General features: G+C 62.3%; 14 protein-coding genes and 2 pseudogenes. 1 reads left to right on the forward strand and 15 read right to left on the reverse strand.

The genetic code is table 11. The features are described 5' to 3' along the window. Positions 1 to 189 precede the first annotated feature (189 nt). Both LL972_RS11960 and LL972_RS11965 read right to left on the reverse strand, forming a co-directional pair. Positions 190 to 915: an AraC family transcriptional regulator gene (locus LL972_RS11960; RefSeq protein WP_104582401.1), complete on the reverse strand. Its 726-nt coding sequence runs from the start codon at positions 913 to 915 to the stop codon at positions 190 to 192. A gap of 125 nt (positions 916 to 1040) precedes the next feature. Then, the gene (locus LL972_RS11965) at positions 1041 to 1508 is read right to left on the reverse strand and encodes a hypothetical protein (RefSeq protein WP_104582400.1); all 468 of its coding nucleotides are present in this window, start codon (positions 1506 to 1508) and stop codon (positions 1041 to 1043) included. Between the two features lie 274 nt (positions 1509 to 1782). On the opposite strand from LL972_RS11965, the pseudogene LL972_RS11970 reads away from it, so the two are divergent. Then, positions 1783 to 1977: pseudogene (locus tag LL972_RS11970) on the forward strand (hypothetical protein); the annotation flags it as partial. Between the two features lie 475 nt (positions 1978 to 2452). On the opposite strand, the gene LL972_RS11975 reads toward LL972_RS11970, so the two are convergent. The 13 genes and pseudogenes from LL972_RS11975 to LL972_RS12030 form a co-directional block, all read right to left on the reverse strand. Further along, the gene (locus LL972_RS11975) at positions 2453 to 2671 is read right to left on the reverse strand and encodes a hypothetical protein (RefSeq protein ID WP_228327786.1); all 219 of its coding nucleotides are present in this window, start codon (positions 2669 to 2671) and stop codon (positions 2453 to 2455) included. A gap of 233 nt (positions 2672 to 2904) precedes the next feature. Continuing rightward, a pseudogene (locus LL972_RS11980) lies at positions 2905 to 3205 on the reverse strand (transposase); the annotation flags it as partial. 15 nt (positions 3206 to 3220) lie between these two features. After that, a complete protein-coding gene (locus LL972_RS11985; protein WP_228327787.1) occupies positions 3221 to 3724 on the reverse strand; it encodes a hypothetical protein in 504 nt (167 codons plus the stop codon). Further along, positions 3721 to 6855: an RHS repeat domain-containing protein gene (locus LL972_RS11990; protein ID WP_228327788.1), complete on the reverse strand. Its 3135-nt coding sequence runs from the start codon at positions 6853 to 6855 to the stop codon at positions 3721 to 3723. Before LL972_RS11990 ends, LL972_RS11985 begins: the two co-directional genes overlap by 4 nt. Positions 6856 to 6942: 87 nt before the next feature. Then, positions 6943 to 9684, reverse strand: coding sequence for an RHS repeat protein (locus LL972_RS11995; protein ID WP_228327789.1), 2742 nt, complete (start codon positions 9682 to 9684; stop codon positions 6943 to 6945). Positions 9685 to 10117: 433 nt separating this feature from the next. Continuing rightward, positions 10118 to 12238 (reverse strand): alpha/beta hydrolase family protein, encoded by a 2121-nt coding sequence (locus tag LL972_RS12000; protein ID WP_228327790.1) that lies wholly within the window; start codon positions 12236 to 12238, stop codon positions 10118 to 10120. Between the two features lie 174 nt (positions 12239 to 12412). Further along, on the reverse strand, positions 12413 to 12667 hold the full coding sequence (locus tag LL972_RS21645) for a carbohydrate porin (protein WP_323134214.1): 255 nt from the start codon (positions 12665 to 12667) through the stop codon (positions 12413 to 12415). Next, complete coding sequence (locus tag LL972_RS12005) at positions 12616 to 13695, reverse strand: carbohydrate porin (RefSeq protein WP_266104599.1); 1080 nt, start codon at positions 13693 to 13695, stop codon at positions 12616 to 12618. The genes LL972_RS21645 and LL972_RS12005 overlap by 52 nt, the downstream gene beginning before the upstream one ends. A 234-nt stretch (positions 13696 to 13929) precedes the next feature. Beyond that, positions 13930 to 16356, reverse strand: a complete 2427-nt coding sequence (locus tag LL972_RS12010) for a glucose/quinate/shikimate family membrane-bound PQQ-dependent dehydrogenase (protein WP_228327791.1) — start codon at positions 16354 to 16356, stop codon at positions 13930 to 13932. 301 nt (positions 16357 to 16657) lie between these two features. Beyond that, complete coding sequence (locus tag LL972_RS12015; RefSeq protein ID WP_228327792.1) at positions 16658 to 17503, reverse strand: transporter; 846 nt, start codon at positions 17501 to 17503, stop codon at positions 16658 to 16660. Positions 17504 to 18102: 599 nt separating this feature from the next. Then, positions 18103 to 20073 carry an OPT family oligopeptide transporter gene (locus LL972_RS12020; RefSeq protein WP_228327793.1) on the reverse strand — a complete coding sequence of 657 codons (1971 nt, stop codon included), beginning with the start codon at positions 20071 to 20073 and terminating at the stop codon, positions 18103 to 18105. A gap of 153 nt (positions 20074 to 20226) precedes the next feature. Beyond that, positions 20227 to 20715, reverse strand: coding sequence for a hypothetical protein (locus tag LL972_RS12025; RefSeq protein ID WP_228327794.1), 489 nt, complete (start codon positions 20713 to 20715; stop codon positions 20227 to 20229). 151 nt (positions 20716 to 20866) lie between these two features. Then, positions 20867 to 22459 (reverse strand): alpha/beta hydrolase family protein, encoded by a 1593-nt coding sequence (locus LL972_RS12030; RefSeq protein ID WP_228327814.1) that lies wholly within the window; start codon positions 22457 to 22459, stop codon positions 20867 to 20869. Positions 22460 to 22994 lie beyond the last annotated feature (535 nt).

Raw genomic sequence — 22994 nt, forward strand, 5'->3', positions numbered from 1 at the left:
TGGACGGATTCACGGCGTGTCCCGCAAGCAGTGAGGGCGCCGCACATTCGACGACCAGGCTTTTGACTGCATCTACCAAACGAAACTGCAACCCGGAATCTCGATGGATTCACGCAGTTCCCCGCAAGCATTACAGAGGAGCCGTGCTCGACCAACTCAGCAACTGAGCAGTCGTCTTGCTCAGTCGCGCTAAGCCGGTTCGGCAGGAAACTGCGCCGCGTTCGCCAGCGCGCGGTACTCGCGTGGCGTCATGCCGACCGCCAGCTTGAACTGCCGTGCGAAGGCGCTCTGATCGCTGAAACCGCAGGCATGCCCGATTTCGGTGAGGCTCTTGTTTCCGTGCAGCAGATGCATCGCCATCTGCAGGCGCAGCTTGGCCAGCACCTGTTGCGGGGTGAGTTGGAACACCTTGCGGAACGAGCGCTGCAGCTTGGACATCGAAAACCCGGTGATCTCCACCAGTGCCTGCATGCGTACGTTCTGCGCGTAGTTGGCGTTGAGGTACGCCAGCGCGAGCCGCAGTTTTTCGTACTGCGATTCGTGCCCATCCTGCGGCCCCAGATCACGCGAGATGCCGATGATGCCCTGCACCTTGCCGTCGACCAGCAGCGGACGTTTGCAGGTCAGGCACCAGCCCGGTTCGCGGTTGGCGAACAGATGCAGTTCCAGCAGGTTGTCGATCACCTCCCCGGCCAGCACTTGCTCGTCCTGGTTGGCGTAGTTGGTGCCCAGACCGCTGGGATAGACCTCGGCAACGCGCTTGCCGATCAGGTCCTTGCGCGATTTCAGTCCCAACCGCCGCAGCATGGTCTGGTTGACGTGGGTATAGCGGCCCTCGCGATCCTTGACGAAGAACAGCACGTCCGGCACCGCATCGAACAACGCTTCCAGATCGGCAGGATCGATGCTCTTCATGCAGGAAATCATGCAGGACTCGGGATCAGGAAAGACGCAGCTGGCGATGACACCTGCCGCCGATGCAGGCCGTAGCGCATGCAGCGCCATGATACGCCGCGCGCATCAGACGCCGCCGCCCGCGCTCAGCGCGGGTTGTCGGCCACGTTGGCCGCGGCCGGCGCGGCCTTGCTGTCCACCGCCGCAGCCGTCGGATTGCCGATGCGATCCAACGGCACCTGCTGCGCGCGCCAGCCACTGACCACCGCCGCACCGGACTGCGAGCCGACCTGCACCTGCAGGCGTGCACTGCCGCCGGGCGCGATGAACTCGACGGCGCAATCGCCGGCGGCCATGCAGCTGTCGGCGGCAAGCGGATCCACCAGCTGCCAGCCCTGCTCCATCACCGCCTGTGCGAATGCGCGGTAGCCCATGCCGGACTTCAGCGTGGCCGGCAGCGGCACGCTCGGGTCGCTGGCCGCGTCGGTACCGGCGACAGTCGCGGGTGCCGAAACGGGCGCACGCGCGGGCACCGTGGGCCGCGATGCGGCATTCAGGGCAGGACTACAGACTAGGGCGAGCGCCCACAATGAGGGGCGGAACAGCGTGCGCATGCGAACGGTCCTTGCGGCCTGCAGGGAACTGGGGAAGTTAAAGAATCGCTATTTTGACATGGCGCGCGTGCGCTGCGGCACTGCTGGCGCCGGCCATTCAGCCGGGCGCAGTGATCCAGGCCAAGTCTATCAGCCACAAGCGGACTCATCCTTCAGGCGTCATCGACCTTGACGCCTACCTGTGAATATCGTCCGGCAGGCAACGCGCGACTGCACTTGCGACGGGGGGGAGATCGAACCATCCCATCCAGGGCGGGCACCGCGCCCGGTCGCCATCCTTGCGAGCGCGTTGCATCGTTGCGGTTTGCGCGTGGAGTACCCGATGCCCGATACCACCTCTCCCGCCTATGCGGTCGGCCAGCTGTGGCGCTGCCGTGGGCGCACCGCGACGGAGACGCCGTTGCTGCTGATCAACCAGATCGATGTGCATCCCCACGGTGGCCAGATCCTGCACGTGAGCATCAGCGACAAGCCATTTTGATCGAGACCAGAAAATTCTTAATAGGCCTTCAATCCCTAATGATGGCAACCACTTCACCCACTGCAACTTTTCGCCCCTCCCACAAATATATTTCCGCCCCGACAGCCAGCCTTGGAATCGCTAGTTCACTATAAAGGAACCTAATTGGCACCTCATAAGTCTGCCCCAACTCAATGCGCCTGCCACTTAGTAAAAGCCGACAGTCGAACGCTTCATTGTTGACAAAAATCGGACAAGCGTACGACTCTCCTTCGACGACCGTTTTACGACCACCCTTCTCAGCCGTGAGGAAACAAACCTTGATTATGGCATCCGGCTTCATTTTCAAAACCCAGTGGGAGGTAGAGGCGAATTATTCATTATACGAGGAACCAATCCAGGTAACCGCTCCGTTGGTATCACCCAGGTTGGTATACGCCAACCTGCTCAAGAAGCTTTTAATGCTTTCGCAAAGCGTTGCAGGCTAAGGCGACATCCCATCCAATTCAACGAGGCATATCTGGTTAACATCGAAAATCATATCCTCACGCCCGATGACTGTTTGAAGCTCAAACTGGTAGCCTACTGCGTCAAGCACCAAATAATCGGAAATATCAGGCAGCTCGACATGACCCAGAAGATGTTGACTGGATGAAAATACGGAGATATCTCCTCGATCTATTAGGAAAAGAGGCATTTTCATCAGAAGCGATCCCAGAACGGTTTATCTGGTGATTTTTTTCGGCTGGCCTGTGCCGCCCGACACCTTTCGCGACCCGACCTATCATTAAAAAGATTCATTTTGTCTCTCCGCTCAGATTTCTGCCCCAAGCCTCATGATTATCCCCAACAAGCGACGCTTCTTTCACACCAATAGAACGCGACCGTATGCAATTTTTATACGCATCGGCAGCCCCATTGTGCAACCTTGGCAACCCCCTTTGTGGTCTGATTCATTTTCAGGTCGCGCGCGCGAACAGCATTTTGTCGAACTAGTCGCAGCTATCAGCCTCGCATCTACGATCGTGCCCTACCGCAAGCTCTAGCCATTGCACGCCAGATGCGCGTCGACCGCCACCAGCATCCGCGCGGCAAGGACATCGATTTTCAGCAGGCGACGAAAGTTGAGAATCATAGTCTCGTCCGGAACGTTGTCCAAGCCACGGAGATGGGCAAAACGCCGCAAGGTCGGAATCTCGTGCAATGCTTATTCCATCGCCGGATCGCTTAACGCATGGCAAGCTCTACGCCTTCACGATAAGCGTTTTTTGACGCCCATAACTACGGAGTATATGTAGCGTTCGCGGGCTGTACTCTGACTTCGTACCAGTTCAAGCAATTTATCAACCTCACTTACAGCCTGCTCCCCAGCAGTAGCAGCATATATAAACATTGCAGGCTCATAGTATCCTGATTTACGACGCATCATCTCATAACACTCTTCAACTTCGAAATGACCGCCCAAGTCAGCCCATGCAATATACTTCACCCAAAAATTAAATTCCGGCTCTCCCGAAAAATTAGATGGCATATCACCCAACATCTCTGCAAGCCTATTTCCTGCGACTAGAACGAAGGAAGCTGGCAATCTCGACGATAAAGAAAATCCATAATCCGTTGATTGCCAATATAGAACTAGAAGATTAATGAATGCCCCCAAATCTTTCGGGCACTCATTTAAGACTCGCTCGTAACACTCTGCAGCTTTGGTAACTTCATTAATACGCTCGAATTCTACCGCTTCATTAAAACTCATTTAACTGCTCCTGCTGGATTAATACCTGCGTTCATAACTTCACCATTACGGACAGTTACCCATATCTGCTGCCCGTTTCGAGCGCTAAACGTGTATGCCGAAACGCCGGCATCAGCAGCCTGTTGACTGATTAAACCTGCCTGAACGGCGTCACCTCGAAGATAATTCGGGTTTGAAGATACTGCTTTAAAAATTTGAGCAAATCGCATCTGAGATGATAAGGTCGAAGGGTTAACATGCCCAGATGCGGCCCTGAATATATGCCCCGTGCGTGCCCAATTAAAAGCCGCACCGACGGGAACAGGTAAAAATTTGAATCCTGCCGAAAAAGCTCCACCTTGAGGCGAGTTAAGAAGAGGAATGCCAACATCATGAGCAATAGCTCCGAAGTCGGTAAGGCTACCTGCACCTGTAAACCAATTTCTCTCACTAATATTTCGATCAAACCAAGTTCGTTCACCAGCTTGATCAGGGGCAGGCGTAGTACCGCCGTATGAAGCGCTTGGTGCTGTTGGCACAGTGGAAGAGCGTGCCGACGTCGCTTGAGTTGTAAGCCCGCCTGTACTCTTACATAATCCATCGCTACCTTCTATGCGCGACCCTGTGCATCGCCCATCAGGATCAACGAATCGATAAGGATTATTTGCCGCGTACATATAACGATTAAACAACGCGCCATTATTTATATCAGCATCTACCGGATCCACGCTCTGGAATCTTCCGGCGCTTGCATCGTAATACCGCTGCTGCATATAAATCAGTCCGGTCCCGCCATCCATTGCATGGCCGGTGTAACCCACGCCATCGACCGTCTTGCCGATCGCCGCGCCGTAGGGTTCGTACTGGGTGCGCTCGACGACTTGGCCTGCCGCGTTGGTCGTTGCCACCGGGCTGCCCAGCGCATCGGTGTGCTGGTAGGTCACGGTCTCGGCGCCGCCCGTGGCCGGGCGGGTGCGCAGGGCCACGACGCTGCCGGCCAGATAGATGTAGTCAGTGTTGATGCCGTTTCGGGCGTCTTGCGTGTAGAGCAGCTGGCCCAGCTGGCTGTACAGCTGGTAATTGCAGGCCGCACTGCCGCAGGCGATCACCCGCCGGCCGTAACCATCGTAGGCGTACCACTCCTTGCTCGCCACCGAGCGCAGCCGGTTACCCTGCGAGAAGGTGTAGGCCTGGCCGTTCTTGTTGGACAGGTTGCCCTGCACGTCGTAGCTCAGCCCCACCACGCTGGCGCCGGTGGCGACGTTCATCAGGTTGGTCAGGCGGTTGGCGCCGTCGTAGTAGTACTCGTAGCTGGTATCGCCAGTGACATGCGTGCGCAGGTTGTCTTGTGCGTCGTAGGTATAGCGATGCGCGCCGCTGCCGCCGAAACTGGGCGATGCGGCCACCCGCAACCGGTCGCGCGCGTCGTACTCCATGGTGCGGCTGTAAGCATCGCCCAGGGTCTGGTCGAGAATTGTGCTGACGTTGCCGTTGGCGTCGTATTGGTACTGGTACTGCTGCGCGCCCGAGTCCGACACCATCGCCGGCAGCTGCCGCGCGTTCATGGCCATGCTGTGTACAACCCCATTGCCATAGCTGAACTGCGCAATTGCCCCATTGGGGTGATAGCTGATTCCTGTGGCATAGCTGCCGACTCTGGTCGGCTGCCCAAGCGCATTCGGGGCGTAGTCCACCGACAGGCCACTTGGATACAGCTGGCTCGCCAAGGCGCCGTTGGCGTCGTAGCTGTAGCCGACGCTCCAGCTTGTCCAGCCCGCCGTTCCTTCACTGGTCAGCAGACGACGGCGGTTGTACTCGTAGGTGTTGACCACCGTGTTGCCGCCACCGTCGGTCGTGGTGGTCTCGATCCTGGCGGGCAGGCCGTCGGGCGTATAGGTCCAGCGCTGGTCTCCATTACTGTCGGGGAAGGAAAGCCAGGACAGCCGGTTGCGTACATCGTAGGTCCGCAACACCACGCGCCCCGAAGCCAGTGCCTCTTCGCGGTTGCAGCTCTGCGCATCCGGTAGCGACAGGCCACTGGCGGTCCAGCTGATGTTGCCAGCCGCGTCGTAGTCGACCACCGTGGCGCCTGTTTCCGGTTCGATGGTCTTGCATAGCCGCTGATACTCGTCATAGACATAGCGACGCGCGATCGACACCGGCGGCGGAACGCGGAACGTGCCGGAGTTGGAGATCAGATCGCTTGCCGCACCGACTGGCGAAATCCCGTGGATGTAGATCAATTGATTGGCATAGCCCTGGCGTGCTGCAGCATCCAGTGGAATCGAAAAGCGGTAGGCAGCTCCCTGGGCGCGACACGTGCTGGCCACTCCAGCTTCACTGGCCTGGTTAGCACTGGCCGCAGCGAAGAAGCTACCGCTGCCTGAAGGTCCGCCAAGATAGGCGTGTACGTCAATCGATGCGTTACGCCCGGTCGAGCACGCCCAACCGGTAATGAGATAGGTGCTGCCCTCGCCGGACGCCACCGCCTCGATATTGCCCACGATGACGGATTGTTCGACAGTGACCGTCAGCGGCGCGGAGGTGGCCTGCTTGCCGTTGTTGTCGGTCGCACGCGCGGTGATGCTGTGGTTGCCCACTGGCGCTTCTGCCCAGGCGATTGCGTAAGGCGCAGTGCCACTGCTTCCGATCGCAGCACCATTGGCGAAGTACTCGACCTGGGTGACGCTGCCATCGCTATCAGACGCGTTGGCGGAAAGACCTACCGTGGCCGGCGCAAAAAAAGGTGCGCCGTTCGCATCATTCAGACTGATACTCGGTGGATTATCCCCCGCAGCCACGACCGTGACCGCAGTTATCGGGGTCGTCGCGGTTCCCCCAAGATTGCTGGTGGCGCGTGCTGAGAACTGATGTGTGCCGGCCTGTACTCCATCGACGACAAAAGAAACACTCTCCTGGCCATTGACGCTCGCGATGACGCCGCCATTCTGATAAAGCGTGATGCTGGAAACACTGACACCGTCGTCGATGGTGCCGGCAGAAGCGCTGACCAAGATGCTTGCGGGCGCGGTCAGCGTCGTGCCTGCTGCTGGAGCATCCAGTTGCACCCAGACATAGGGATTTGCTTCTTGCGCATGGACGGCCGAGGACAGCAGCATCCAGCCGCACAGGGTATAGAGAAAACGCAACATTCGGCTCGCCTTCAATGTATGGCCAACGCGCACCGTTACGCCCATCCAGGCCTAACGGCATCCTGATTCATTTCGATTGCAGCCTTGCTAAAGACCGGGCCCTGAGCGCACCAGCTCCAGAGGTTTGCCGAAGACGTCACGGGTGATCGTGGTCGAAACGCCTTCCGGCTCGTCGATCCCTACAGGTGCTGCATAGCTGGGTTGACCGAAGACCTGGAAGCGTTCGGTGGTCGCGTTGCCGCGCGGATTCGTGGTTTTGCGCTGAAATCCTGAGAGGTATTCGGTGGTGGTTGCCAGCACACCGCCTTCGGCATCGTGCTCCACACGTACCGCCCGTCCCAATGCGTCGTACTGGGTTCGCGTGCCTAGGACGGACTGGTTGTAGGCGGAGATGCCGCGTTGCGGATAGGACTGGAAGGCCAGGCGGCCCGCGCGGTCGTAGCGCTTGACGACCTGCACCGATGTCCCGGCCGGATCGGCCTGATCGACCGTCTCCTCCAACACCGGACGCCAGAGCGCATCAAGATAGCTGGTGACACGTTTATTTCCCTGCGTCGTGATGACGCGCCAGTGCCCGGCAGGAAGTCCCAGCTCGACGCTGCCGACACTGCGGAAATCCGACGCCACCGGATTCCACTCGATACCATCGCCAGCAGGATAGCCGAGACGTGTCAATCGACCCATCGCGTCATAGCTGTAAGAAGCCGAGTAGCCGTTTTCATCGGTGGTTGAATTGATCCAACCCATGTCGTCAACTGCCGCCGACTCGATTGTACCGTCCGCGTAGCGAATGGATTCTGGAATACCGCGCTTCCACGACGGAATCGCCGTCGTGTTACCTGCACCATCGGCCACGCTCGCCACCATGCCGTTGGGGTGGTAGGCAAACGTCTGCTGGAGCTTGCCGAAAACGTACTGTCGTAAGGGCAGCGCAGTGGCGGTGTCGTAGTCCGTATTGCTGGTGACTCTTCCGGTACCGTCATTGCGTTGGCTCAGCACTTGACCCATGACCCAGAGCGAGGGTTGATCCTGGTAAGTCACCGTGTCCTGGCGACTGTATCCCAAGCTACTCCATTGAGTTGTCGTCAATGGGCGAGCCATCACATCGAACGTGTCCACCCTACGATTGAAGACCACGCCATCCAAGGACACGCTCGCTGCATTTTCCGGCCGCAAGTACTCGGAAGAGAAACCGTCGCCCCGGTCTTGCTGCGTGCTTCCGATTCTGGCAGCGAAGGGTTGCCCTTCGAACGGCCACAGGTAGCTGGTCGTTTCGACCTGCTGGATGGCTGCAGGTCCCGAGCCGCGCTCCACCTTGAGAAGCTTTCCTTCGTTGTAGCGGTAGCTATTGCCGAAGGTGTAGCGAACCCAAATGTTTTCCGGCTCGCTGACTTCGGTCACCTGGGTGCCGGAACAGCTCTCCGACTTGCAGACCACGGCTGCACAATCGCCACTGGTGCAGGTGGGACCGGTGCCAGCGGCAAACGATGCGACACCACCATATGCGTAGCTCCATTCCGCCGGATCGATACCAGGGCCGGTCAAGCGCTTTTGGGTAAGCGCGAAACCGTCGTAAGTCATCGCATAGCGCGCGATGTCGTCGTTGGGATTGTTGTTCGGGGTGGTGTAGTTGTTGCAGACACGCGGCACATTCGAACGCCCCCTACCGACCACCGATACCGTGAATTCGCCGACCGCACCTGAAGGGTGAGTCATTGTTCCCTTCGCGTCCGGAGGGCTGACGATAAATCCGGGGTAGCCGCAGGTACGCACGATATCTTCAGGAGAGACAGCCTGCTCGTACCAGATCGCTGCCGACGCCAGTGCTGCCATGTCGAGAGACCAACGACTACCATCCGGAAGATCGATCGCGCTCAGATGGCCGGCTTGAGCCGACGGATACGTGTAGTGGTACGTCCACGTTTGAGTTCCACTGGTGATGCGGGAAATATGCCCACGCTCGTTGTAGGCCAATGCAATCGATCGTCCATCGCTACTTGAGACAGCGTCAAGCCTTGCCGGCGCGTTCGCAGCATTGCTATAGCTATAACTGACCCAGTTACCGAACCGGTCTTCGACACGGGTGGCGTACAGGACTGCCTGCCGCCGTCCCAATGTGTCGGAGCTGCCGCTCGAATCGGGACGCAGCAGGACCGGTTCACTATATTGTGATTGCCAGTCAAACCAATACTTCACACCATCCTGCGTGATCGCCAGGAATCCCTCGCCAGATGCATTCTTCTGTGCGGCGATACAGGAAAAATAGGTGAAATCCGGTGCTATCCAGGTATAAGGCCCCCCATTGGTCGGCCTGGGCAAACTGGTGTTATCCGCCACAAGCATGTCTTGCCTTCCCCGGCCAGGAATGATCAGCTGATTGCCGTGCCAGTACTCGCTGGCAAGGAACAGAGCGCCGTTGTCCGACGTTGCCGTGGCCGGTTGACCGTTTCCGTTATGGGTACATGCACTCGCCCAGCCCGTTGTGTTGGCGAAGACACCAGACAGACGTGGAACTTCGAGGTCCCAGTCGGCAAATGGCAGATCGTTGATGACATAGCCTTGCCGATTGGTAATCGCCAGGCTGCGGCCCAAGCTTAGATCCAACGCATTTCCCGGCAAGCTGACATCGACGGTGGAAAAGCTCAGCGCCCCGCTGTAGAGATCGACTTGGTCGCCGAACAGCGTTGGCCCCAGCGCTGTCACTGCCTGACGGTTGTGAATCAGCTTGTCGTACTCTTCCCAAGGCGCTTTGGCATTGGATTGGGCGCTTGCCCATCCAGAGAAGAAAATTCCCAAGACCAGCGCAATCCCTGCCCGGCTGACATTCATTACGAGCCTCTGACGGCGTCCCTGTTTGCCCGATCATCCAAGCGAAAGATGCACGCTGTCAAGGCATTGCAGATAGACCTTAAATCTTTATCGCGCCGCCGCAGAAACCAAAAAAATGCCGGAAAACACTCCAACTGCGGACAGGAAATATCTTAATCTCTGCGACACCAAGAGAATTCAGCTATTTCAACTGAATTCGCCGCGCAGTGGTTTTTCTTGTTTATCTAGACCTACCAGATCCTATGACAGGCTTTACTTGCGCACGATGGACACATCCACGGGTACGCCAGATGGCGCTGCACCAGACATCACTCGCTTGGGCGTACAGCAAACCAAACGTACTCCGCTCTTTTCAGTCGTTCCCGATCAGTCTGACCCCAGGGTTGCTCCGAGCAACCGGCACGCCGCTCCAGGCGGCGTGCCGATCGCAACTTCACTGGCCGATATGCTGCTTCAGCCAGCCGTTGACGGTGTCGTGCCACAGCACGCTGTTGTCCGGCTTGAGCACCCAGTGGTTCTCGTCCGGGAAGTACAGGAACTTGGAGTCGATGCCCTTGCGCTGCAGCGCAGTGAACGCGGCCAGGCCCTGCTCGACCGGGATGCGGAAATCCTGCTGGCCGTGGATGACCAGCATCGGCACCTTCCACTTGTCCACGTGTAGCACCGGGTTGAACTTCTCGTAGCCGGCCGGGTTCTGCCACGGCGTGCCGCCGTTTTCCCATTCGCTGAACCACAGTTCTTCGGTGGCGTAGCCCATGGTGCGGTTGTCGAACACGCCATCGTGGTCGACCAGGCACTTCCACGGCTGGTTCCAGTTGCCGGCCATCCAATAGACCATGTAGCCGCCATAGCTGGCACCCAGCGCGCAGGCCTTGTCGCCATTGAGGAAGCCGTACTGCTTCTGCGCGGCGGTCCAGCCCTTCTGCAGGTCTTCCAGCGGGCGGTCGCCCCAATGCTGGCTGATCGCGTCGGTGAATTCCTGGCCGTAGCCGGTGGAGCCGTGGAAGTCGATCATCACCACCGCGTAGCCCTGCCCGGCGTAAGTCTGCGGATTCCAGCGGTTGCTCCAGCCGTTGCCGAAGCTGCCCTGCGGCCCGCCGTGGATCAGGAACGCCACCGGGTAGGTCTTGCCTTCCTGGTAGTTGTACGGCTTGACCACATAGCCGTGCACGGTGTCGTTGTTCCAGCCCTTGAACTGGAACTGCTCATAGTCGCCGAACTGCACGTCCGGCAGCAGCTCGCCGGCGCTCTGGGTGATCGCACGCAGGCCCTGGCCCTGCACGTCGCTGACAAACACCTGGTCGCCGCTCTTGAGCGAGTTGCGGGTGAACGCCAGCGTGGTGCCGGCCAGCGTCGGTGCATGCACAACGCCCTCGCCGACCAGTTTGGTCGGGGTGCCGGTGGCGATGTCGATCTTGAACAACGGATGCTCGCCGAGGTCGTCGGCGCTGGTGTAGATGCTGGTGCCGTCATCGCTCAACACGATCTCGCCGGCCGAGCGGTCCCACTTGGGTGCGATCTCGCGCGTCTTGCCGCTGGCCACGTCCATCGCCATCAGGCCGAAGCGGTCGGCTTCGAAACCGGGGCGCTTCATCGCGCGGTAGTACAGCGTCCTGCCGTCGCTGCTGAACACCGGGCCGGCATCCCAGGCCGGGGTGGCCGCGGTCAGGTTGACCGGCGCTGCCTTGCCGGCCGCATCCAGGCGGTACAGGTCGAAGTTGGTCTGCCACGGCTCGTCGTTGCCGGTGGACTTGCCGGCGGCCTTGGCGTTCTTGCCCGCTTCCGGGCCATGTGGCTGCGGGATGCGCACGCTGGCCACCACGCTGGCACCATCGGGCGACCAGGTGTAGTCGTCGTTGCCGCCGAACGGCTTGGACGGCGCATCGCCGGCCAGCGTGGCGCTGATCGCCGAGGCGCCGGCCACGGCCTTGGCGCCGGCAGCCGGCAGCTCGGCGACGAACAGCGTATTGCGGCGGCCGTCGTTCCAGGTATCCCAGTGCCGCACGAACAACTGGTCGTAGACCACGCCGCTGGCCTTGGCGTTCTTGACGCTGGCGAGTTTGGTCTTGGTGCACGCCAGGTCCGAGCCGCAGTCCTGGAACACGCCGGCACTGAAGGCGATGCGCTTGCCATCGGGCGAGAGCTTGTAGCTGTCCACATCCACCGCGAACGCGGTCACTTGCTGCGGCGCGCCGCCGGCCAGCGGCTGTGCGTACAACTGCTGCGTGCCGGATTTACTGCTGAGGAAGTACACCGTCTTGCCGTCCGGCGACAGCGCCGGGCTGTTGACGTTCCAGCCGTCGGGCGTGAGCCGCCTGGGCGGCGCGGCATCGCGGGTACGCAGATTGCGCGTCCACAGGCCGGTGGCCGGCTTGCCGTTGCTGCTCTTGGCCTGCCGCTTGGCAAACACCAGCACGCTGCCGTCGGGGCTGAGCGTGGGCGACGACACCCGGTCCAGCGCGACCATGTCGCGCACATCGAATCCGCGCGCAGCGGCAAGACTTGGCAAGGCGGCCAGCAAACACAGGGGCAATACGGCGTAACGCAGCTTCATCGAGAGTTCCCGCAACGGCAAAACGTCGATGGTAGGCGTTGCTGCAGCGCACGCGCAAAGGTAGGAGGTCATGCGCGCGCAGGCGCCGCACGTTGCTGCGCCCGGCAGCGGCCCGATGCGCGCCGTGCATTGGAGGTTTGGCAACGGCGCACCACGCTGCAGCGCAGCTTGCGCTCAGAAGGTGAGCTTGGCCTGCAGTCCGACCACCAGTGCGTTATGCGTGCGGGTATAGGCGTAGGTTCCGGGGTTGACGATGTATTGCACGTCCGGGCGCAGCATCAGCCACGGCGTGATCTGCGCGCTGTAGGCGAGCTCGTAGAGCTCTTCGGCAGCGCTCAGGCCGACCAATGGCGAATCGGCCGCCACGCCGGCATCGATCAGTTCTGCTCGGCGTGCATCGAGCAGCCGATGATTGATCCGGCCGGCCACATAGCCCAGTGCGATGCGGTCCTGCGTGCGCCAATGCCCTGGTACACCCCACCGACCGAATACCAGCGTGTCATCAACGCACTGTCGTGGTCGCTGGCCATGTACTGGGCGAATCCGGTCAGGCCGATGCTGGCGTCCGCTCCGGGAGTGACCAGCTTCTGTTCGACCAGCAGATAGGCGCCGTCGCGTCCGGTGCTGCGGCTGGTATCCAGCCCACGCCTGGCGACCGTCGAGGAGTCGTAATAGCCACCGAACTTGTACACGCCCGGATAGCGCGAGGCGGCCGGCTTCCAGGTGAATTCGAGCGGGAAGATCGCACCGGTGGTGCCGCTGGCGAACGGCTTGAACGCGTAGGTGTCGCGGGCGCCGAAGCCCAGATTCGGATTGACCTGGAACCAGCCGGCATGCAGGTTGAGCTGCGGGGTCAGCTGCTGCGCCCCTTCGATGCCCCAGCGCGCGGCCGGGTAGTTGTACCAGCCGCTATTGGCCGAAAACGCCAGCGGATGCGCGCAGAACGCGGCATTGACGAAGTTCACCAGCAGCGTGTGCGAGGCGAACTGGTTGCCCATCGCATAGAAGCCCAGTTTCAGATACGTGCCGCCCTGGTGGAAGCTGCGGTCGTAGCTGAACTCGCTCAGGCGGGTGTACTGGCCCCCGTACACTTCCTGGATGGGGAAGCGGTTGCCGACCAGGTCGGCGGAGGTGCTGCGGCCGCGGCGGTCGTTGATGGTGACATGCAGGCTGCCACCGTCCCAGCCGGCGAGTTTGGCCATGTCCAGATCCACGCCCACCCGCAGTTGCTGCGCATAGCGCGCACTGTTTTTTTCGTAGCCGCCGTCCACCACGCCGAACGTCTCGGACACGTAGTCGCCGCGAACGCTCACTCCGTGCTCGGCCCAGGCGGACCGACGCTCGCCCCAGTCGCCGGTCAGCGTGGTGTCGCCCGCGGCGACTGCGGTGGCCGGCAGTGCCAGCAGCAAGGCGTAGCCCAGCGCACTGCGGCGCGGGAAAAAAGTCAGACGATGCATCGTGGTTCTCTGAGTCGGGGCAGCGTGCACCGCCGGCGGTGGCAATGCAGGGCGGTGATGTCCAGGCGCCGCTGCGGTAACGGGACCGTTGGCCGGATGCGCCAGGCACCCGGCCGTCGGGTTGCGCCAAGCGCGGCTGACACGCCGGTGCGCAGCCGTCAGGCGCGCGCGGTGTGTTGGCCGCTCCAGGACCACGCGAGGCAGATGCCTGCATGGTCCTGCGTGGGCGGTGGGTCAGTGCGCGTCGGGCAAGGTGTAGGCGATGACGTTATCGCCACGATCGGGCGACTGCCGCGCACCGCCGGCACTGATCACCACGTACTGTTTGCCCGTCTTGTGCGAGACGTAGGTCATCGGCCCGCCCTGACTGCCGACCGGCAGGCGGCCCTTCCAGAGCTCCTTGCCGGTGCCGCTGTCGAACGCGCGCAGGTAGTAGTCCTGGGTGCCGGCAATGAACACGAGTCCGCCCTGCGTGGACAGCGTGCCACCCAGCGTCGGCATGCCGATCGGGATCGGCAGATGCATCTTGATGCCGAACGGGCCGGTGTCCTGCACCGTCCCCACCGGCACCTGCCAGGCGATGCTGCGCGTCTTGAGGTCGATCGCGCTGAGCGTGCCGTACGGCGGCGCCTGGCATGGAATGCCCAGCGCCGACAGGAAGCGGTTCTTGTTGACCGCATACGGCGTGCCCTTCAGCGGCACGGCACCCATGCCGGTATTGACCGCCTCGTCACCACCGGACGCCTCGGCCTTGCGGGTGTCGGCAGGAATCATCTGCACCCACAAACCCAGGCGCATGTCGTTGGCGAAGATGACGTCATGCACCGGGTCGGTCGACAGGCCGCCCCAGTTCATGCCGCCCAGCGAGCCGGGAAAGCTCAGCGAGACATCGGTGCCCGGCGCGGTGTACAGGCCTTCATACCGCATCTGCTTGAACGCGATGCGGCACAGCATCTGGTCGATCGCAGTGGCGCCCCACATATCCGATTCGGTCAGGTGTTTGGTGCCGATCTGCGGCATGCCGACCGACAGCGGCTGGGTCGGCGCGTACTGCTCGTGTGCAATATCCGAGCCTTTCACCGGCACTTCCCTGACCTCGGTCAGCGGCTTGCCGGTGGCGCGATCGAGCACGTAGATCTGCCCGGCCTTGGTGCCGATGACCACGGCCGGGGTGTGGCTGCCGTCCTGGTTGGGGAAGTCGATCAGGCTGGGCTGCATCGGCAGGTCGAAGTCCCACAGATCGTTGTGCACGGTCTGGTAGACCCACTTCTCCGCACCGGTAGTGGCATCCAGCGCCAGCACCGAGGCGCCGTAACGGTGATCGAGCGCGGTGCGCTCGGCGCCGTACAGATCGGTCGACGGCCCGCCCAGCGGCAGGAACACGGTGTTCATCGCCGCGTCGTAGGACATCGGTGCCCATACGTTCGGCGTGCTGCGCACATAGCTGCTGCCGGCGGCCGGCGCCTGGCGATCGCGCGGATTGCCCGGGTCGAAGGCCCAGCGCTGCGCGCCGGTGACCACATCGAAACCGCGCACCACGCCACCGGGCATGTCGGTCTGCACGTTGTCGGCCACGCGCCCGCCCACCACCACGGTGGTGCCGGCCACCAGTGGCGGCGAGGTCAGTTGGTAGAACGGATCCGGCGCAGCGCCCAGGCCGGCCTTGAGATCGATCTGGCCATTGCTGCCGAAGCCCTGGCAGAACGCGCCGGTGTCCGCATCCACCGCGATCAGGCGACCATCGATGGTGTTGGTGAACAGGCGGCGATGGCAGTTGGCATCCTGCGCCACCGTCACTGCGGCGATCGGCGAGGGATTGGCCACGCTCGGCGCCGGCAACGCGGCATCGGCGTCGAAGTAGCCCAGGCCACGGCAGCGCTGCCACACCGACGAGGTCGCATTGATCTCGCGCCGCCACAGCTGCTTGCCGGTGCTGGCGTCGAGTGCAATCAGATTGTTGTGCGGCGTGCACAGGAACACGGTCTCGCCCACCTGCAGCGGGGTCAACTGGTCTTCGGCACCGTTGCCGTCGCTGTTGGCGATCTCGCCGGTGTGGTAGGTCCAGGCGACCTGCAGTTTGCCGACATTGCTGCGGTTGATCTGGTCCAGCGCAGCGAAGCGGCTGCCGCCATCGGTATTGCCGTAGGCGGACCAGTTTTGTTGCACGCTTCCAGGCGGCACCGCCGTCATGCCCGGCCCCGCGTTGCCTGCGACCGGCGGATGCGGCACGAACATGCCGCCGATCCCGGCCACTACCGCCAGCGCCAGCACCGTCGCCACGCCATAGGCCGTGCGCCCGGTCGGCAACGCCCGGCTGCGCCGCAGCGCTGGCCAGGCCAGTGCCACCAGCACGGCGAACGCCGCAGGCAGCATCAGCCGCGAGACCAGCGGCCAGAACTCCAGCCCCGCATCCCACAGCGCCCACACCAGCGTCAGCGCGAAGGCGACGCCGTACACCAGCGCACCGGCCGGCCGACGCAGCACGATCAAGACACCGGCCACGACGGTCGCCAGGCCCATCAGCAGGAAGTACCAGCTGCCGTCCAGGCTGGCCAACCTTGCGCCACCCAGCAGAAAGATCAGCCCCACCAGCGCGATCAGCATGCCCAGCACCAGCAGCAATGCCCGGCCCGGGACCGGCAACTTCGATTTCGTTTCCACGTTGCAACACCTCGATCAGGAGATTCCGCCCTGCACTGCGCCCGGCATTCCGATCTGGATGCTACAAGGTGCCCGCACGACGGCCAGTAGAGGCAGCATCACTGCCCACTTTCTGTCACTCCCCTCCCCGGCCCGCGTACCTCTGGCGAGACCGGCACCGGCATGCCCGGCAGACTGACGACATAGTGTCGCACCGCGCCGGGTACTTATTACATATCTGAATCGTTTGCCTGCAGAACACTGCAGTCCGCACAGGCGCGGACCGCAGCGGCTTTTGTGTGCGCAGCGCGCGGTGCGCGCATCAGAAGCGGTGCGACATGCCCACATACACCTGCGCGTCCGGGGTGCGGTCGTTGAGGCCGAAGTTTGCGCCCACATCCAGCTGCAGCAGCGGATTGAGCAGGTACGCAGCGGCGATGTCGGCCGAATACTGCTCGATGGTCTGCGCCGGGTCGCGGTTGATCGAGGACCACACTTCCACCGCCATCGACAACTTCGAGGTGAGCGGATGCGCCAGGTTGATCGCGTTGACGATGGCGACATGGTTGCCGCTGCCATCGCTGTCGGCCAACCAATCCACCTCGGGCCCGAAGGTCAGCGAGAAACTATTGGGCAGGGCGAAATTGATCGGCAATGCGACGCCGCCTTCCCACTCGTCGTTGCCCAGGCCAGTGCGCGCGGTCGGTGCCTTGACGAACGGCAGCAACGCCACGCTGGCGGTATCGCTTTCGTAGAAACGCGCCTTCATGCGCAGGAAGATATCGCCGCCGCCACTCAGGCTGCTGCGCGCACCGGTGGCGCGGTCGGTGGTCTTGACCTGCAGCTGCGGCGCCCAGTTGAGCTGCAGATCGATGCGGTCGCTGACGCCGTATTTGAGCGTGGGGTTGGTGAAATAAGAGGTTTCGATGCGCGTGGCGGGCTGGCTGTCGCGGGTGTAGCTGCCGATATCGGTTTCCAGCTGCCAGGCGCCGGTTGGCACGGTACAGGTGGAATTGGCCTTGGTCGGGCGATCGGTACACAGCGCCGCTTCGGTGGCATCTTGTGCCTGTGCCTGCAGCGCGAGGCTGCACAGCACACCGGCCAGGGCAATGCTCAACGAGGGGACGCGGTGTGCGCGGGGGGAAAGCTTGGAGATGGCAGTCAGCATTGCAGTGGTTTCCATGGCAAGACGCTGGACAGGTCGCGTGAACGGTCAGCGTTAGGGAGGGGGGAATGCGCGTGGATGTAGAACGACTGCATGGCCGCCTGACGGGCGGCGTGTTGCCCATCGATCTTATAGGCGTCGGCAGGTCCAAAGTCGCTGCCGGTGACAAAAGCGACCTCAACAGCGCGCGAATGTTGCACAGCGTGATCCGGGTCGCTTTTCACACCCATGGTTGGTGGGGGTTTACGCAGGGTAAGAACGTGCCTCTTGGCGCGTCATCGGAATCGATCGAGGCATGCGGTGGCCGTGGTGCACCCATCGGTGCGGGAGACGGCACGATACGGAGCAGCGGCATAAAGTCGCTATGCACGCGGCCTGCGCGGGGCGTAAAGCCGGCGCAAAGGCACTGCGATGGTGCAGCCGCGATGGCCTGAACGTTGTTCGTGCTTCGCCTGAGCGGCAGGCGCTTGATGCGTCATTCGATTGCAGCCGGCGCAGCGGCACTCCGGTCGCAGCGCCCCAACGAAAAACGGACACGCATCCAGCGATGCGTGTCCGTCCAGAGGCGGCATGCAGGCGCATGCCGCATCGATACATCATCCTCAGGCGGTCTGTTCGCCGCGCTTGCCGACCCGATACAGTAGCCAGCCGACCAGAGCGAGGATCGCCAGTCCGAACCATTGGTTGAGCTGCAGGCTGGCCGGCAACGCCAGCACATCGGCGCGGCTGGACAGCACGATCGGCACCGCGATGGCGATCCCCATCAACGCCTCGCCGGTGATCAGCCCGGCGGCGAACAGCACGCCCGGGCGGTGCACGCGATCGCGGCCGTCTTCGTCCTCGGCACGGATCTTGTGGAAGCGCTCCACCAGGTGCGCGATCAGGCCACCGATGAAGATCGGCACCATCAGCTCCAGGGGCAGATAGATACCAATCGCCGCCGCCAGCACCGGCACGCGGAAGCGCTTGCCGGTTTTCTTCAACCACTCATCCACAGCAATGATCACCGCTCCCACACCTGCACCGATAGCGATCATCGACCACGGCAGCTGCCCGCCGAACAAGCCCTTGGCGACCGAGGCCATCAGCGTGGCCTGCGGCGCAGCGAGCGAATTGGGATGCTGCGGCGTGGCCGGGCCGATGCCGTAGGCCTGCGCGAGCAGGTTCAGCACCGGCGCCATGATCAACGCGCAGGAAAATGCGCCGATGCCCAGCATCAGCTGCTGCTTCCACGGGGTGGCGCCGACCAGATAGCCGGCCTTGAGATCCTGCAGATTGTCGCCGCCCACCGCTGCCGCGCAGCACACCACCGCGCCGATCATGATTGCCGCCACCGCGCCCAACGGCGCGGCGCCGATGCCGACCGGCACCAGACCATCCTTGCCGAGCAGCAGCACCAGCACCGCCGAGGCGAACAGGATGGTGGAGATGGTGATGCCCGAAACCGGGTTGTTGGACGAACCGATCAAGCCGGCCAGATAGCCGGACACCGACACGAACAGGAAGCCGGCCACGATCATGATGATGGTCATCGGGATCGACACGTGCCACTGCTGCACGATCGCCTGGTACAGGCCCAGCAGCGGCAAGGTGCACAGCACCAGCGCCACCAGCATCCACTTCATCGGCAGGTCGCGTTCGGTCTCGGCAACCACGCCGCCACCGCTCTTGCGCGCAGCGGCAAAGCCGCTCTTGACCCCGGACAACAGCGACTTGCGCAGCGAGAACAGCGTCCACACACCGCCGATCAGCATCGCGCCGACACCCAGGTAACGGATCTTCGCGCCCCAGATGGCGAATGCCGCATCGGCCGCCGGCGCACCGACCAGGCTCTGCGCCAATGCCGGGTCGCTGCCCATGAAAAACTGCTGGTACAGCGGAATGGCGATATGCCAGGACAGGATCGAACCGGACAGCACCACGATGCCGACATTCAGCCCGACGATGTAGCCCACGCCCAGCAGCGCCGGCGACAGGTTGGTACCCAGATAGCCGACCAGGCGGCTGCTGCCCAGGTAGGTGGCCTGCGCCCAGGTATCCGGGATCACCCGCAGGCCGCTGGCCGCACCCAGCTTGACCAGCGCACCGATGGCGCCGGACATGGCCAGGATCTTCAGGCCCGGGCCGGGATTCTCGCCGGCCTTGAGCACCTCGGCCGCGGCCTTGCCTTCGGGGAACGGCAGCGGGTCTTCGACAATCATCGAGCGCCGCAGCGGCACCGAGAACAGCACCCCGAGCAACCCGCCCATGCCGGCGATACCGAGCACCCACCAGTACTTGAAGTCCGGCCAATAGCCCATGATCACCAGCGCGGGAATGGTGAAGATCACCCCGGCCGCGATCGACGAACCGGCCGAGGCACCGGTCTGGACGATGTTGTTTTCCAGAATGGTGCCGCCGCCGAGCAGGCGCAGCACGCCCATCGAGACGACCGCAGCTGGAATTGCGGTGGCGATGGTCAGGCCGGCAAACAGGCCCAGATAGGCGTTGGCGGCCGAAAGCACCACCGCCAGCACGATGGTCAGCACGACGGCGCGGAAGGTGAGCTGGCGCGGCTGCGCGTCATGGCTCATGGGCAGTTCCCCTGTGGCAAAAAATCCGGACCACGCTAGCGCCTACACGGGGTTCCGTCCAGCTGCGCCGCGGCGTGACAGTGTGCGTGATGTGGCGGCAGCTCGAACCCGGCGCGGGAGTGCGTGAGCAAGGCCTGCGTGCTGCGGCTGCTTCTACTTCTTGACGCCCTGGGAAAAGGAGACCGTCCCATCGCGTTCGATGAACTGCAACTCGGGTTGGCCTCGATAGGTGCTCAACATGGCCGCTGCACCATTTTGATGCGTGACGACCAGGGTCGCACCTGCCTTTTCGTTGGCCACCACCTTGAAGACTTCCCTGCCATTTCCGGCGCCGTCCAGGGTGAGCAGGGCTTCATCCCCATAATCCACGGTGAGATAGCCACCGCGCTCATTACCATCCGGTCCATTAAGCAAAATGCCGGACGCCGGGGCGATGCGTTTCTCGCGTTTCCCGAGGATCATCGGGCCATCGACTGGCGCGCCGATCTCGACGCGCGGCACGCCAGACGCATCCCGGATCACCAACCCTCGGGCCTGTACAACACGCGATGGGTCATCCGCCTGGTCGGCCTTGTGAAGCGCCAGGCCTGCTACCGCCAGCGCGGCGAGCGAGATGATCGTGTTTAGCGAAATTCCCTTCATTTAATTGCTCCTGATCGATCAGCAAATCGTGGAATACGGGCTACGCGCTATCACTGCCACGATAGCGGTGGCAATGGCCGGCCGGCGAACAGGCCGAGATAGGCATTGGCAGCCAACAACACCGTCGCCGGCACGGTGGCCGCTGCGCGGGCTACCTGGCCTTGGCACCACCCAACGAGGCAGACAGGAAATCCAGCAACTGGGTGTAGAAGGCGCGCCGGTGTGGCTCGGTGTAGAAGCCGTGCCCCTCGGTGTCGTAGTAGAGCGTCTGTACCGGCACGCCCGCCCCGACGAGGGCGGCCTGCATGCGCTTGCTGTGCTGGATCGGCGCGCGTTGATCCTCTCCTCCGGCCGCCAGGAAGACCGGCACCTTGATCTGCCCCGCCAGGTTGACCGGTGAGCGCGCCGCCAGCGAGGCCGGGTCGCCCAGCCACTCTTTCAGGAAGTACTCACCGGAGCGCACCTGCTGGATGTCTCCGCGGTTGTACATCATCGGTAGATCGTAGACACCGACGTAGCCGGCTGCACAGGCGTACAGGCCAGGCTCCTTGGCCACCCCCATCAAGGCTGCGTACGCCCCATAACTGGCGCCGAAGATGCAGATGCGACGGGCATCCGCATAGCCTTGTGCGATCGCCCAGCGCGTGGCGTCGGTCACATCGTCCTGCATGGTGCCGCCCCACTGACGCGCACCGGCCTGTTGAAAGGCGCGCCCGTAGTTGCCGGAGCCCCGGAAGTTGACTTGCAGGACCGCGTAACCGGCCTGCGCCAGCAACTGCGCATCGTCGTCGAATTGCCAACTGTCGAAGATGCCGAAGGGTCCGCCATGCGGCAGGACAACCATCGGCAGGTTCTTCGCGGTACTGCCATGCGGAAGCGTCAGGTAGCCGTGCAGCGGCAGTCCGTCACGGGCCTGCAGTGCGATCGGCTGCACCGTAGCCGTGCGCTCTGGGTCGAACCACTCACGGCGGCTGATGACGTGCTGGGCTTTTTTCTCCTGCGTGTCGAAAACGTAAAAATCGCCGGGATTGTTGCCAGCATCGGCCTGCACCATGACGTAGCGGCCATCCTTGGTGCCGGAGCTTACACGCACAGTATTCCCGGCAAACGCGGCTTCCAGACTATGGTAGATGCGCGCTTCGGCGCCCTGCTCGTCGAAGAATCGGCTACGTGGACGATCGGCCATGAAGATCGCACCGACCGGCACAGAGGTGCCGTTGCGATAGATGATCTCCAATGGATCGGCGACTGCATCACGCAGCACCTGCTCGTGCCGGTTTGCCGCCACATCCCAGGCCACGATCGCATCCGGGCCGGTGGCGCTTTGCACGCGCAGATAAGCGATCCTGTCGTCCTGCGAAAAGCCGATGGGAGTCTCGATACGCCCGCTGATGCGCTGATCGTTGATCAGGCTCCAATCGGCTCCGTCAGCGGCACGGTGATACAGCTTGCTGACATTATCCGCTCCTGCTCCCAGCGCAAATCGCACCTGGCCGTGATGATCGGTGGTGAAGGCCGCCCGCTGGACCGGTGCGCGCGCCAGCGGGATCCGGTGGCCGTTGGTCACGTCCAGCTTTTCGGCGCGGGTGTAGGGCTCGTTGCCGGACAGCGGCCAGATGCCGACAACAACATTGCGGTCGTCCTCTGGCAGCGTATCGGTGAGGTAGGCGGCCACCGCCTCGGTCTTCTTGACCTTGATGTTGGTTCCCAGGCCGCTTCCCTTGGCGCGGTATCCCACCAGCAGCTCGACGCCGGAACCATCAGCATTGATCGCGTAAAGCTCGCCGGTGGGTTGGGGCTTGTCGAGCAGGCCGAACTTTTCGGCGATGGCGATCACCACGCGGGTATCGCTGACCCAGGCGAATTCGCTGACGTAGGTATTCTTGCCGAGCAGGAAGGTGGCACCTACGCTGTTGTCGGCGCGGCGCATGATGGCAAGCGCGGTCTTGTCTTCCATCGGCACGGTTGCGGCAAAATACTCGCCGCCGGGCGAGAGCTTGATATCAGTGAACTTATCCTTCCGGATGAAGGCACCAACATCGACCTGTGCGGCCGCATTGCCCAACGACAACAGCAGCCCCAGGGCGACCGGAATGCTCCATTTCCGCATTGCATCTTCCATGTTTACGCGATGTCAGGCTGCAAGTTAGCAGCAAGTCGGGTTCTCGAGAAAGCCCTTGCGCAAGCGCACTTCACAGGATAAGCCGCTGCGGCCAGCAGCTCAGGGCGCACCAGTCAACGACCGGCAGTCCAGGCACGGCATCTGCCGGATAGACATC

It is taken from the genome of Xanthomonas campestris pv. asclepiadis (genome assembly GCF_020784175.1).
Taxonomy (GTDB): domain Bacteria; phylum Pseudomonadota; class Gammaproteobacteria; order Xanthomonadales; family Xanthomonadaceae; genus Xanthomonas; species Xanthomonas campestris_D.

Excerpts from the sequence above, each read along its gene's own strand:
- LL972_RS12005 (WP_266104599.1), bottom strand. The coding sequence starts at position 13,695 with ATGCATCGTCTGACTTTTTTCCCGCGCCGCAGTGCGCTGGGCTACGCC.
- LL972_RS11960 (WP_104582401.1), bottom strand. The coding sequence starts at position 915 with ATGAAGAGCATCGATCCTGCCGATCTGGAAGCGTTGTTCGATGCGGTG.
- LL972_RS12020 (WP_228327793.1), bottom strand. The coding sequence starts at position 20,073 with ATGAGCCATGACGCGCAGCCGCGCCAGCTCACCTTCCGCGCCGTCGTG.
- LL972_RS12025 (WP_228327794.1), bottom strand. The coding sequence starts at position 20,715 with ATGAAGGGAATTTCGCTAAACACGATCATCTCGCTCGCCGCGCTGGCG.
- LL972_RS11975 (WP_228327786.1), bottom strand. The coding sequence starts at position 2,671 with ATGAAAATGCCTCTTTTCCTAATAGATCGAGGAGATATCTCCGTATTT.
- LL972_RS11985 (WP_228327787.1), bottom strand. The coding sequence starts at position 3,724 with ATGAGTTTTAATGAAGCGGTAGAATTCGAGCGTATTAATGAAGTTACC.
- LL972_RS12015 (WP_228327792.1), bottom strand. The coding sequence starts at position 17,503 with ATGCTGACTGCCATCTCCAAGCTTTCCCCCCGCGCACACCGCGTCCCC.
- LL972_RS12000 (WP_228327790.1), bottom strand. The coding sequence starts at position 12,238 with ATGAAGCTGCGTTACGCCGTATTGCCCCTGTGTTTGCTGGCCGCCTTG.
- LL972_RS11995 (WP_228327789.1), bottom strand. The coding sequence starts at position 9,684 with ATGAATGTCAGCCGGGCAGGGATTGCGCTGGTCTTGGGAATTTTCTTC.
- LL972_RS11990 (WP_228327788.1), bottom strand. The coding sequence starts at position 6,855 with ATGTTGCGTTTTCTCTATACCCTGTGCGGCTGGATGCTGCTGTCCTCG.
- LL972_RS11965 (WP_104582400.1), bottom strand. The coding sequence starts at position 1,508 with ATGCGCACGCTGTTCCGCCCCTCATTGTGGGCGCTCGCCCTAGTCTGT.